Source organism: Klebsiella sp. C239, assembly GCF_048822715.1.
In the GTDB taxonomy this organism is placed as follows: Bacteria; Pseudomonadota; Gammaproteobacteria; order Enterobacterales; family Enterobacteriaceae; genus Klebsiella; species Klebsiella quasipneumoniae.
This window is the reverse complement of the sequence record NZ_JBMEZK010000009.1, coordinates 1-13,024: the sequence shown is the minus strand read 5'-3', so window position 1 is coordinate 13,024 and position 13,024 is coordinate 1. Positions and strand designations below refer to the sequence as shown.

At 57.2% G+C, this 13,024-nt stretch carries 11 protein-coding genes; 2 read left to right on the top strand and 9 right to left on the bottom strand.

Annotation, left to right across the window (positions count from 1 at the left end):
- Nucleotides 1–100 precede the first annotated feature (100 nt).
- From ACOI6Z_RS21160 to citC, 9 genes are all read right to left on the bottom strand, one after another.
- Nucleotides 101–334, bottom strand: a complete 234-nt coding sequence (locus ACOI6Z_RS21160; RefSeq protein ID WP_002888059.1) for a YgdI/YgdR family lipoprotein — start codon at nucleotides 332–334, stop codon at nucleotides 101–103.
- A 169-nt stretch (nucleotides 335–503) separates the two neighbouring features.
- Complete coding sequence (carB, locus tag ACOI6Z_RS21155; protein WP_004204267.1) at nucleotides 504–3,728, bottom strand: carbamoyl-phosphate synthase large subunit; 3,225 nt, start codon at nucleotides 3,726–3,728, stop codon at nucleotides 504–506.
- Between the two features lie 17 nt (nucleotides 3,729–3,745).
- Complete coding sequence (gene carA, locus ACOI6Z_RS21150; RefSeq protein ID WP_023291945.1) at nucleotides 3,746–4,894, bottom strand: glutamine-hydrolyzing carbamoyl-phosphate synthase small subunit; 1,149 nt, start codon at nucleotides 4,892–4,894, stop codon at nucleotides 3,746–3,748.
- Nucleotides 4,895–5,351: 457 nt separating this feature from the next.
- Nucleotides 5,352–6,173: a 4-hydroxy-tetrahydrodipicolinate reductase gene (gene dapB / locus ACOI6Z_RS21145; RefSeq protein WP_023291944.1), complete on the bottom strand. Its 822-nt coding sequence runs from the start codon at nucleotides 6,171–6,173 to the stop codon at nucleotides 5,352–5,354.
- A 226-nt stretch (nucleotides 6,174–6,399) separates the two neighbouring features.
- Nucleotides 6,400–7,308 (bottom strand): triphosphoribosyl-dephospho-CoA synthase CitG, encoded by a 909-nt coding sequence (citG, locus tag ACOI6Z_RS21140; RefSeq protein ID WP_032453157.1) that lies wholly within the window; start codon nucleotides 7,306–7,308, stop codon nucleotides 6,400–6,402.
- A gap of 18 nt (nucleotides 7,309–7,326) precedes the next feature.
- Nucleotides 7,327–8,853, bottom strand: coding sequence for a citrate lyase subunit alpha (gene citF, locus ACOI6Z_RS21135; RefSeq protein WP_032429096.1), 1,527 nt, complete (start codon nucleotides 8,851–8,853; stop codon nucleotides 7,327–7,329).
- 10 nt (nucleotides 8,854–8,863) lie between these two features.
- The gene (citE, locus tag ACOI6Z_RS21130; RefSeq protein WP_023291941.1) at nucleotides 8,864–9,733 is read right to left on the bottom strand and encodes a citrate (pro-3S)-lyase subunit beta; all 870 of its coding nucleotides are present in this window, start codon (nucleotides 9,731–9,733) and stop codon (nucleotides 8,864–8,866) included.
- Entirely contained in the window at nucleotides 9,730–10,023 is a 294-nt protein-coding gene (gene citD, locus ACOI6Z_RS21125; protein WP_065813190.1) for a citrate lyase acyl carrier protein, read from the bottom strand. Before citD ends, citE begins: the two co-directional genes overlap by 4 nt.
- 30 nt (nucleotides 10,024–10,053) lie before the next feature.
- A complete protein-coding gene (gene citC, locus ACOI6Z_RS21120; RefSeq protein WP_065813191.1) occupies nucleotides 10,054–11,082 on the bottom strand; it encodes a [citrate (pro-3S)-lyase] ligase in 1,029 nt (342 codons plus the stop codon).
- A 256-nt stretch (nucleotides 11,083–11,338) separates the two neighbouring features.
- Here citC and citS point away from each other — a divergent pair, with 256 nt between their 5' ends.
- Nucleotides 11,339–12,679, top strand: coding sequence for a citrate/sodium symporter CitS (gene citS / locus ACOI6Z_RS21115; RefSeq protein WP_064155367.1), 1,341 nt, complete (start codon nucleotides 11,339–11,341; stop codon nucleotides 12,677–12,679).
- 160 nt (nucleotides 12,680–12,839) lie between these two features.
- On the top strand, nucleotides 12,840–13,024 hold a 185-nt coding region (locus tag ACOI6Z_RS21110), incomplete at its 3' end, for an oxaloacetate decarboxylase subunit gamma (RefSeq protein WP_186997380.1).

Here is a 13,024-nt window from a genome sequence, read left to right as displayed (position 1 = left end):
AGCAAGAGTGTAGACAGTTAAGCGAACCGCTTACAATGATAACTGTGATTTATGTCGCGGTGGTGTACGTAACGCGCGCCTGAATGGAAAATGTCAGGCCTTAATTATCCAGCTCATCCATGGATTTCACCTGATCGCGGTTAATCTGCTCCACGCGTCCGGTTTCGGCATTTTTGTAGGAGACCAGACCGGTATCATCATCCACCTGCGGTTTACCGCTGGTGACAATGGTCTTGCCGTCGGTGGTTTTGATCGACTGATTCGATGAGCAACCGGCCACGAACATGATTGCCGTCGCTGCCAGCGCGGATGCCACCAGAATATTGTTGCGCATTGTATCCTCCTGTCTTTTCATCAATAGGTATCGTTATGGTGCTAACTATAGTTAGCCTGACCCGACAGGGGGTTAAAAGCAGAACTCTCTGAAGATGGCCGCAGCCCAAAAAAATGGGCTGACGATGTCGTCAGCCCAGGTTTGTTGCTATCCGGCCAGGACGGAGCGCTTATTTGGTGATTTGCGCGTGCATTTCCTGAACCGAAATCACCTTGTCGGTGGCGTCAGCGTTCAGCGCCATCGCGGTGGCAAAGCCGCCGTTCAGGGTGGTGTCATAGTGCACTTTGTACTGCAGGGCGCTGCGGCGAATCAGCTTGGAGTCTTCAATCGCCTGACGACCTGCGGTGGTGTTGATGATGTAGGTATATTCGCCATTCTTGATACGGTCCTGAATGTGCGGACGACCTTCATGCACCTTGTTCACCAGACGCGGGTTGATGCCCGCTTCGCCCAGCACAATCGCGGTACCGTGGGTTGCATCCAGCTCGAAACCAAACTTCAGCAGCTTCGCCGCCAGGTCGACTACGCGCTCTTTGTCGCCTTCGCGGACGGAGAGCAGCGCGCGCCCCTGTTTCTTCATGGTCGAGTTGCTGCCCAGCTGCGCCTTGGCGAACGCTTCGGCAAAGGTGCGGCCGACGCCCATCACTTCCCCGGTGGAGCGCATTTCTGGCCCTAACAGCGGGTCAACGCCCGGGAATTTGTTGAACGGCAGAACCACCTCTTTCACCGAGTAGTACGGCGGGATGATCTCTTTGGTCACGCCCTGCTGCGCCAGCGTCTTACCGGCCATCACGCGCGCCGCCACTTTCGCCAGCGGTACGCCGGTGGCTTTGGAGACGAACGGCACGGTACGCGCCGCACGCGGGTTGACTTCAATCAGATAGACTTCGTTATCTTTCACCGCGAACTGGACGTTCATCAGACCGCGAACCTGCAGCTCAAAGGCCAGCTTCTGCACCTGCTCGCGCATCACATCCTGAATCTCTTTGCTCAGGGTGTAGGCTGGCAGGGAACAGGCGGAGTCGCCGGAGTGAACGCCTGCCTGCTCGATATGCTCCATGATGCCGCCAATCAGCACCATTTCGCCATCGCAGATAGCATCGACATCCACTTCAATCGCGTCGTCGAGGAAGCGGTCCAGCAGCACCGGCGCGTCGTTGGAGACGCTGACCGCAGTCTGGAAGTAGCGGCGCAGATCCTGCTCGTCATAGACGATCTCCATCGCCCGACCGCCCAGCACGTAAGACGGACGCACCACCAGCGGGTAGCCAATCTCTTTCGCTTTCTCTACTGCCTGTTCAATGGCGGTGACGGTGGCGTTCGCCGGCTGCTTCAGCTTCAGACGGTCAACCGCGTGCTGGAAGCGCTCACGGTCTTCCGCACGGTCGATAGCGTCCGGGCTGGTACCGATAACCGGTACGCCTGCGGCTTCCAGAGCGCGCGCCAGCTTCAGCGGCGTCTGGCCGCCGTACTGCACGATAACGCCTTTTGGCTTCTCGATACGCACGATTTCCAGCACGTCTTCCAGGGTGACCGGCTCGAAGTACAGACGGTCGGAAGTGTCGTAGTCAGTAGAGACGGTTTCCGGGTTACAGTTGACCATGATGGTCTCGTAACCGTCTTCGCGCAGCGCCAGCGAGGCGTGTACGCAGCAGTAGTCGAATTCGATACCCTGACCGATACGGTTCGGGCCGCCGCCGAGGACCATGATTTTATCGCGGTCAACGGACGGGTTGGACTCGCACTCTTCTTCATAAGTGGAGTACATATAGGCGGTATCGGTGGCGAATTCCGCGGCGCAAGTGTCCACACGCTTGTAGACCGGGTGCAGATCATACTGGTCGCGCAGTTTGCGGATTTCCGCTTCCCGCACGCCCGCCAGCTTCGCCAGACGCGCATCGGCAAAGCCTTTACGCTTCAGGGTACGCAGGAAGTCAGCGTCGAGGCCGTTGATGCCCACTTCCGCCACTTTCTCTTCCAGACGGACCAGCTCTTCAATCTGCACCAGGAACCAGCGGTCGATGTTGGTCAGGTTGAAGACGCCGTCAACCGAGAGGCCCGCGCGGAACGCGTCGGCGATGTACCAGATACGCTCAGCGCCGGCGTCTTTCAGTTCACGGCGGATTTTAGTCAGCGCTTCCGGATCGTCGAGGCTCACTTTCGGGTCGAAGCCAGTGGCGCCCACTTCCAGACCGCGCAGCGCTTTCTGCAAGGACTCCTGCTGGGTACGGCCAATCGCCATCACTTCGCCGACGGACTTCATCTGGGTGGTCAGTCGGTCGTTGGCGCCGGCGAATTTTTCGAAGTTAAAGCGTGGGATTTTCGTGACCACGTAGTCGATGGACGGCTCGAAGGAAGCCGGGGTACGGCCGCCGGTGATGTCGTTCATCAGCTCGTCGAGGGTGTAACCTACCGCCAGCTTGGCGGCCACTTTAGCAATCGGGAAGCCGGTGGCTTTGGAGGCCAGCGCCGAGGAGCGGGAAACGCGCGGGTTCATTTCGATAACGATCAGGCGACCGTTTTTCGGGTTGACTGCGAACTGAACGTTAGAGCCGCCGGTTTCGACGCCGATTTCACGCAGCACCGCCATCGAGGCGTTACGCATGATTTGGTACTCTTTGTCGGTCAGGGTCTGCGCCGGCGCAACGGTGATGGAGTCACCGGTGTGGATCCCCATGGCGTCGAAGTTTTCGATAGAGCAGACGATGATGCAGTTGTCGTTCTTATCGCGCACCACTTCCATCTCATACTCTTTCCAGCCGATCAGCGATTCATCAATCAGCAGCTCGTTGGTGGGAGAGAGATCCAGGCCGCGGGTACAAATCTCTTCGAACTCTTCGCGGTTATAGGCGATGCCGCCGCCGGTGCCGCCCATGGTGAACGACGGACGGATGATGCACGGATAGCCGACGTCAGCCGCTACCGCCAGCGCCTCTTCCATGGTGTGGGCGATACCGGAACGCGCGGTGTCGAGACCGATTTTTTTCATCGCGATATCGAAACGGCGACGGTCTTCGGCCTTGTCAATCGCATCGGCGGTGGCGCCAATCATGGTCACGCCGAATTCAGCCAGCACCCCCTGACGCTCCAGCTCCAGCGCGCAGTTCAGCGCCGTCTGGCCGCCCATGGTCGGCAGCACCGCGTCCGGGCGCTCTTTTTCGATGATTTTGCGCACCACTTCCCAGTGAATCGGCTCGATGTAGGTGGCATCGGCCATTTCCGGGTCGGTCATGATGGTCGCCGGGTTAGAGTTCACCAGGATAACGCGGTAGCCCTCTTCGCGCAGGGCTTTACAGGCCTGGGCGCCGGAGTAGTCAAACTCGCACGCCTGACCGATAACAATCGGGCCCGCGCCCAGAATCAGGATACTTTTTATGTCTGTACGTTTTGGCATGGCTCTTTTACTCCTGATTATTTCGCGGACTGACGGTATTGCTCAATTAACTCGATAAAGTGGTCGAACAGCGGCGCGGCATCGTGCGGCCCCGGGCTCGCTTCAGGGTGGCCCTGGAAGCTGAACGCCGGCTTGTCGGTGCGATGGATCCCCTGCAGGGTGCCGTCGAACAGCGACTTGTGGGTCACGCGCAGGTTGGCCGGCAGCGTCGCCTCATCCACGGCGAAACCGTGGTTCTGGGCGGTGATCATCACCACGTTATTATCAATATCTTTCACCGGGTGGTTGCCGCCGTGGTGGCCGAACTTCATCTTAATGGTCTTGGCGCCGCTCGCCAGCGCCAGCAGCTGATGGCCGAGGCAGATGCCGAACACCGGAATATCGGTCTCCAGGAATTTTTCAATCGCGTCGATAGCGTAATCACACGGCGCCGGGTCGCCAGGACCGTTGGAGAGGAAAATGCCGTCCGGATTGAGCGCCAGCACATCCGCCGCCGAAGTCTTCGCCGGCACCACCGTCAGGCGGCAGCCGCGGTCAACCAGCATGCGCAGGATGTTGCGTTTCGCGCCGAAGTCATACGCGACGACGTGGAACGGCAGCTCGCTTTCCGCTTTCGCTTCCGGCAGGTCGCCCGCCAGGGTCCAGCTGCCTTGCGTCCAGCTGTAGGTTTCTGCGGTGGTCACTTCTTTCGCCAGGTCCATGCCGTTCAGGCCAGGGAACGCTTTCGCTTTTTCCAGCGCCAGCTGGGCATCCGGACTGTCGCCCGCGATGATGCAGCCGTTCTGCGCCCCTTTCTCACGCAGCAGACGCGTCAGCTTGCGGGTATCGATATCGGCAATCGCCACGATGTTATGGCGCTTCAGATAGGAAGAGAGGTCTTCGGTACTGCGGAAGTTGCTGGCAATCAGCGGCAGGTCGCGAATAACCAGACCCTGAGCATGTACCTGAGAAGATTCTTCATCGGCGGCGTTGGTGCCGACATTACCAATATGAGGATAAGTAAGAGTGACGATTTGGCGGGAATAGGAAGGATCAGTGAGGATTTCTTGATAACCGGTCATTGAAGTATTGAAAACGACTTCCCCAACCGCCGTGCCGGTTGCCCCGATGGCCCGACCGTGAAACTGGGTTCCGTCTTCCAGAACCAATAGCGCTGACTTAATCAAAACATCCTCCAGAGAATATCCACTCACTTTATTTGCATATTAATTCATAAACACGATCTGAATCAATGCAAATCTGTTGCCCGCAGATTTTTGGCAAACGGCGGCATTCTGGAGAGATGTCGGATAAAAGTCAACTTAAAGCGGAGATTTTTAATGTCATTTTACGCCACTGGCGCATAACACGTGATTTTTACGCCAAAAAGATCAACAAACCTGGCTGAGAAAACGCTTGCGGACGGCGAAGAGTGTAAAACCTGGCGCTGAACGGCAAAAAAGTGGACCAAATGGTCAAAATTTACATTTAGTTCACTAAAAAACCGAACAACATCAAAACTTATAGCCTTCTCAGATGAAAAACAAACAAAAACAGCTAAAAATAAAAAAGGGCAACAAAATATTGCCCCTTGCATCAATAACTTATTGATAGCAATAACCACATCACGATGGGTAATAATCGTTATAAACTATTCAGTTCCAGCACGTCGCGCATATCAAATAGGCCATTTTTCTTGCCTTTCAGCCACAATGCAGAGCGAACCGCGCCATTAGCAAATGTCATCCGACTGGAGGCTTTATGGGTGATCTCAATACGTTCGCCAATATCAGCAAACATCGCTGTATGTTCACCGACGATATCCCCCGCGCGGACGGTCGCGAAGCCAATGGTGCCCGGGACGCGTTCGCCAGTGTGGCCTTCACGACTGTAGACCGCGCAGTCCTTGAGATCTTTGTTCAATGCCCCGGCGATCGCTTCGCCCATCGCCAGCGCGGTGCCTGACGGCGCATCCACTTTATGCCGATGGTGCGCTTCGATAATTTCGATGTCGGTGTAGTCGCCCATCACCTTCGCCGCCTTCTCCAGCAGCTTTAACAGAACATTGACGCCGACGCTAAAGTTAGCGGCAAAGACAATGGCAATCTCCTGCGCGGCATCGCTAATCGCCTGCTTGCCAGCGTCGTCAAAACCGGTGGTGCCGATGACCATCCCTTTGCCGTGGTCGCGGCAAAACGCCAGATGGTTCAGCGTGCCTTCCGGGCGGGTAAAATCGATCAACACGTCGAAATCATCTTTTACCGCCGTCAGGCTGCTCTGCACCGTGACGCCCGCTTTGCCGGCGCCCGCCAGCTCGCCGGCGTCGCTGCCCACCAGGCTGGATCCTTCACGCTCCAGCGCCGCGCCCAGCGCCACTCCATCCATCTGCAGCGCAGCCTGAATTAACTGGCGTCCCATCCGGCCGCCCGCGCCGGCGATGGCCACGCGGATTTGTGCATCATGCATAGCTATTCTCTTTTGTTAACATTACGTAAATTGTTTTCAGAGTAACCAGCCCGTCAGCGGGCCGCTACTCAAAAACGCCGATAATTAGAAATTTATGACAAACGGCGGACGATATCAGTAAAAACTATATGATTGTGCCGCAATTCCTCGTTTACGCAGTGAGAACCAGGATGCGAATGATGATGCCCCGCCCGCACGGTGCGGGCGAGGGCGATGTTGCAGAGGGTTACAGCGGGAAAAGCGCGCCGGCGGGAAACGCGGATAAAAACCAGGTCACCGCCAGCAGATCGGCGCTACCGCCGGGGCTAAGATGGCGGGCAATCAGATCGTCATCAAACTGGCGCAACGCCTCCAGCCCACCGTCAGCCAGCACGCCGCCCTGCCACAGCAGCCGCTGCGCCTCCTGCTGGACATAGTTCAATCCGGCCAGCCCGCCGCGTGACACCAGGTTGGTGTCATCATTCCATGCCATCAAATGCAGCAGGGTTTGCAGTAGCGCCAGATTGCTGTCGCCGGTCTCCTCCATCATGCGGTTAAAGACCGGTAATGCCTGGGTGCGCACAGTCAGGAATCCGCTCTCCGCCTCGCCGCGGGCGCCGGAGAAGCCGTAACGCAGAAAATGCATCTCGCCTTTGCTCAGCCGTTCCCCACTGGCGGAGGATAATTCCTGCATAACCATGCCGCGACAGAAGCGCGCCACCTGGTCGCAAAGCCGGTGCTGCTCTATCGGCTCGCCTTTCGAGACCAGCCTGCCCGCTGCCGCGCTGAGCAGGCCAAAAGCGAAGATCGCCCCACGATGGGTATTCACCCCGCCGGTGACCTCCAGCATATCGTTCTCGCAGGCCATTCCCACCGGACGCAGCATCATCAACACCTGCTCCGGCGCGACCGCCGCGGTATCGTGGCCCATGATAAAAAACTTCTCCATCCACGGCGCCACCACCGCGGTACTGGCCTCAAACGAGGCCAGATCCATATCCCGGTGCGCGCCAGCGTTACGAATATCCACCAGCCCGGGCTTAGGGGTCAGGCGAACTTCGGTCAACAGCGCGCGCTCTACCGCGCTGACCACCTCTTCGGCGCTCAGTGGTTTTCCGCGTAGCACACGCGGAGGTTGAATTAACACGTCGCTCATAGCCTTTCCCCTCTGCGCTTAGTCGCTGTTTTTCACCTGATGGATCACATCGATGACCGAACCGTCGCGATAGCGGACTACCGCCACCACCCGATCGGTAAATTCGATCGCTTTCGGTTTGCCCGTCAGCAACTCCGCGCGCTGCTGCAGTTCCTCAATGGTCATCAGCGCAATACCGGCGTTGCGTAAATTGTCGATCAGGTCCTGGCGCGCCGGGTTTACCGCAATGCCATGGTCGGTGACCAGCACATCCACGCTGGCTCCCGGCGTCACGCGGGTCAGCACCTTTTCCACGACGCAGGGAATGCGGCCGCGAACTAACGGCGCGGTAATGATGGTCAAATCCGCGCCGGCGGCGGTATCGCTATGGCCGCCTGACGCGCCGCGCAGCACGCCATTGGAGCCGGTCATCACGTTGACGTTAAAGTCGGTGTCAATTTCCAGTGCGCTGAGCATTACCACGTTTAAGCGCTCGCAGGAGGCCCCTTTGGAACCCGGGCTGGCATACTGATTGGTAGAGATTTCGACGTGGTTCGGGTTCTGCGCCAGCGAGCGCGCCGCATCGCCATCGAACGACTGGGTGTCGAGCAGCGTTTTAATCAGCCCTTTCTCATGCAGATCGACCATCGTCCCGGTGATGCCGCCAAGGCCGAAGCTGGCGGTGATACCGTTGCGGCGCATTTTGTCTTCCAGGAAGCGGCTCACCGCCAGCGAGGCGCCGCCGGTGCCGGTCTGCAGCGAGAACCCCTCTTTAAAGTAACCGGAGTGTTCAACCACCTTCGCCGCCTGGCGGGCGATCAGCAGCTCGCGCGGGTTGCTGGTCAGACGAATGGCGCCAGCGGTGATTTTTTCCGGATCGCCTACTTCGTCCACCTGAACGATCAGATCCACCTGATCCTGGGCGATACTGGCCGGGTAGTTAGGGTAGTCCACCCACTCTTCGGTCAACAGCACGACGCATTTGGCATGTTCCGCATCAACGCGCGCGTAGCCCAGCGAGCCGCAGCGCGACTTACCGCTAAAGCCGTTGGCATTGCCAAACTCATCGCAGCAGGGAACGCCGAGGAACGCCACGTCAATGGACAACTCACCGCTTTGGATCAGCTGTACGCGACCACCGTGAGAGTGGATCTGCACCGGATTTTCCATCAGCCCGGCGGAGATCTCCTCGCCGAGCTTCCCGCGCAGGCCGGAGGTGTAGATCTGGCGGATCACGCCGTTTTTAATATGCTCGATCAGCGGCCAGTGAGCGTCGATAAGCGAACTGGACGCCAGGGTCAGATCGCGAAAGCCCATCTCCGCCAGCTTCGCCACCACCATATTGACCACTTTGTCACCGCCGCGAAACGCGTGGTGGAACGAGATGGTCATACCGTTTCGCAGGCCGGAACGACGGATTGCCGTTTCCAGCGAGTCGCAGATTTTACGCCGCCGCTTTTCCGTCTCACTGGCCAGCCATGGGCTTTTCGCCGTCACGCCGCTGTAAGGGGTCAATCCTTCCGGCATCACATACTGCTGATTAAGCATTGCTACTGTCTCTTTCATCTTATTCCCCTTAATCACGAATACCGGAAGCTGAAAGCGCCACCACTTTGCGCGCGTGGTCGATAATCGGTCCATCGATCATCTTGCCGTTCAGCGACACCACGCCCAGACCGCGCGACTCTGCCTCTTCCGCCGCGGCAATCACCTCCAGCGCATGGTCGACCTCTTTTCGCGTCGGGGCATAGACCTGGTGCAACAGTTCGATCTGGCGCGGGTTGACCAGTGATTTCCCGTTGAAGCCGAGGTTCTTCGCCAGATTCGCTTCCGCGAGGAAGCCCTCTTCATTATTAATATCCGACCACACGACGTCATAGGCGGCGATGCCGGCGACCCGCGCAGCATGCAGCACGGCGCAGCGGGCATAGAACAGCTCAGTGCCGTCGCCGCGGGAGGTGCCCATATCCATAACGTAGTCGAAGGCCGCCAGCGCGATGGCCGACAGACGAGGGCTGGCGCGGGCGATCTCGACCGCGTTTACCACCCCCAGCGCCGACTCGATGGCCGCCATAAGCCTGGTGCTACCCACTTCCCGGCCGCACTCGCGTTCAATCCGCTCAACGTGGGCTTCCAGTTCATGAATATCTTCTTTGCTGTCGGTTTTCGGCAGACGTACCATGTCCACACCCGCGCGTACCACCGCTTCCAGGTCGGCCAGACCAAACGGCGTATTTAGCGGGTTAATGCGCACCACGGTTTCGATATCCTGATACAGCGGATGCTGCAACGCCTGATACACCAGCAGGCGAGCGGTATCTTTCTCGCGCAGCGAAACGGCATCTTCAAGGTCGAACATCACCGCATCGGCGCCGTAAACGAATGAAGTACTTAACATGGCGGCATTGGCGCCGGGGATAAACAGCATACTGCGACGTGGTTTCATAGCTGGCTCCATTGCAATTGAGACTGTTGCGCCGCGCGCAGGGCCGCAGCCTGAACCCGGGCGCGCAGAACGCACTCCAGCGCCCCTTTATCATCCACCACCACGTTGGCCTGGCTAACGCCGAGCTGCGTCAGGGTTTCTCTGACCACCAGCTCAATCGCATCGCCAAACTGCTGCTTCACAATGCTGTCGATCTCCAGTTGAATGCCCGGCTGCGTCGCCGGCCCAATCCTGACCATCACATCGCTGGACTCCAGCGTGCCGGCCAGGGCGTCAATCTTCATTTCCATAGAGGCAAATCCTTTGTTATGGCGTAAAAATCAGGCGGTTTGATGTTCGCTTTCCGCCAGTTGCATCAGAAAAGAGAGGGTTCCCGGCGGCACCAGCGCCGCCACCGCCTGCCAGTTGCGCTGCCGGTACAGTTCGCGCACCCTGGAAGCCGATATCGGCCCGCCGTTTTTTTCGATTCGCGCCAGCTCAACCACCTCAACAGGCGGCGCGTCGCCTGGCGCTGCCAGCGACGCTTTCATACGCTGGTTGTAATGGCGGGTCAGCGAACACAGCGGCTCAGTGCCGACAAAACGATGGGTTATCTTCAGCGCCGGGGCTAAATGTTCGCGGAACAGCTGGAGATCGATCTGGTTGTGGCAGTCGTCCACCACCCCCTGTTCTTTGAGGAAGTAGCCAGGGAAGGTGGCCCGCGAGATGAGGTATGCCGAACCGGGATGCAGCGTTACCTTGTTGATGCCGGCAATCCCTTTTTCGATTAGCGTGTAGCGATCCTGATACGTGAAACGGGAGGCATCCTCTTTCACCACAAACAGGTGTAGCCAGTCGCACTGACGGGCCGCCTGCTCCACCAGCCAGCGGTGGCCGAGCGTGAACGGGTTGGCGTTCATCACGATAGCGCCTATTTTGCGTCCCGGCTGACGGTACATCGCCAGCTGGCGGCAGTAGCGGGTCAGCCGTTCGCGGCTATTTTCCAGTAACACGGCGAGATCGCCGGCCTGTGCGATTGGCCAGAATCCGGCGCCGGCAAAGAGCGCGGCGTTACAGGGCTTAGTGAATAAAAACAGTTCACTGCGCCCCAGCTCGTAGGCCAGGGTGAGTAATTCTGTCAGTAGCTTAAGGCTCAGCCCCTCCCCCTGCAGCGAGGGGTCGATAGCGATGCACTTCAGGACGTTGCCGGCGATGGCGCCGCAGCCGACCAGCCGCTGCTGATACTCGGCGACAATGGCCATTTCGCAATCAGCCTCTAATGAGAGCTGATGCTGACGGAGAAAGAGGTCAATCGCCTCTCGCCGCGATTTATCCTTCCGTAGCAGAACGCGTTTTAATATCAGAGTCATTTTTTAGCGCTTCGTTATTCCAAAACGACCTGTATTTCGCCAGCGTTCGGCTATCGATTCTTGTATTTAAATCACAATTTTTCCCGTCGCTTAATTGGCTTTATGGTTTTTATGTTGTTAATTCATTCAGCATAATAAAAATAATTAAATTAATTAAAAACACGAGTATTCAGTGAAGGTTATCACACCTTAACACTGAGTCTATTTATTACTATGCGCCGGTCTTATTACTTCATTGATAAACAGGATAACGTTTATGACTAACATGAGCCAAGCTCCGGCGACGGAGAAAAAGGGCGTAAGCGACCTGCTGGGATTTAAAATCTTCGGCATGCCGTTACCCCTTTATGCGTTTGCGTTAATTACGCTATTACTTTCCCACTTCTTTAATGCGTTACCCACCGACCTGGTTGGCGGCTTTGCCATTATGTTTATTATCGGCGCCATCTTTGGCGAGATTGGCAAACGGCTGCCGATATTTAATAAATATATTGGCGGCGCGCCGGTGATGATCTTCCTCGTCGCCGCTTATTTCGTTTACGCAGGCATTTTTACCCAAAAAGAAATTGATGCAATCACTAATGTGATGGATAAAAGCAACTTCCTGAACTTATTCATCGCAGTTTTGATAACTGGCGCCATTCTCTCGGTTAACCGTAAACTGCTGTTGAAATCGCTGCTGGGTTATATTCCGACGATCCTTATGGGGATCCTCGGCGCATCTATCTTCGGGATTATCATCGGCCTGTGCTTCGGTATTTCCGTAGACCGCATCATGATGCTGTACGTCCTGCCGATTATGGGCGGCGGCAACGGCGCAGGCGCGGTTCCGCTGTCTGAAATTTATCACTCCGTCACCGGCCGCTCCCGTGAAGAGTACTACTCCACCGCGATTGCCATTCTGACCATCGCCAATATCTTCGCCATCGTTTTTGCCGCGCTGCTCGATATTATCGGTAAAAAACACACCTGGCTGAGCGGGGAAGGCGAACTGGTACGTAAAGCCTCCTTTAAAGTTGATGATGATGAAAAAGCAGGCCAGATTACCCATCGCGAAACGGCAGTCGGCCTGGTGCTCGCCACCACCTGTTTCCTGCTGGCCTACGTCATTGCCAAGAAAATTTTGCCAAGCATTGGCGGTGTCTCAATCCACTATTTCGCCTGGATGGTGCTGATCGTCGCGGCGCTGAACGCTTCCGGCCTCTGCTCGCCGGAGATCAAAGCCGGGGCCAAACGCCTGTCTGACTTCTTCTCTAAGCAGCTGCTGTGGGTACTGATGGTCGGGGTCGGCGTGTGCTACACCGACCTGCAGGAAATTATCGACGCGATTACCTTCGCGAACGTCATCATCGCTGCGGTAATCGTCGTGGGTGCTGTCATCGGGGCGGCCATCGGCGGCTGGATGATTGGCTTCTTCCCGATCGAATCCGCCATCACCGCAGGCCTGTGCATGGCTAACCGCGGCGGCTCAGGCGACCTGGAAGTGCTCTCTGCCTGTAACCGTATGAATCTTATCTCTTATGCGCAAATCTCCTCCCGTCTGGGCGGCGGTATTGTGCTGGTCATCGCCAGCATTGTGTTCGGCATGATGATGTAACCAACACGCACGATGGCGATGTTTGAGCGTCAACCACAGCGATGCCAGTTAGGGGCCAGAGCCGGGGGCGGCTTCGGGAAATCCCCCCTACTCCTTAGCCGGAAGTATCGTTTGGTTAACCTTCAAACACGCCGTCGTGCCCTTACTTTAGGGTCTTTCAATGACTGAAGCTGTACTGCTGGGTGAAGGCTTCACCCTGATGTGCCTCGGCATGGGGTTCGTGCTGGCGTTTCTGTTTCTGCTGATTTTCGCCATCCAGGGGATGTCCGCCGCCGTCAACCGCTTCTTCCCCGAACCGGCTGCGGCGCCGAAAGCGACGCCACTGCCCGCCGTTGCGCCCGCCGA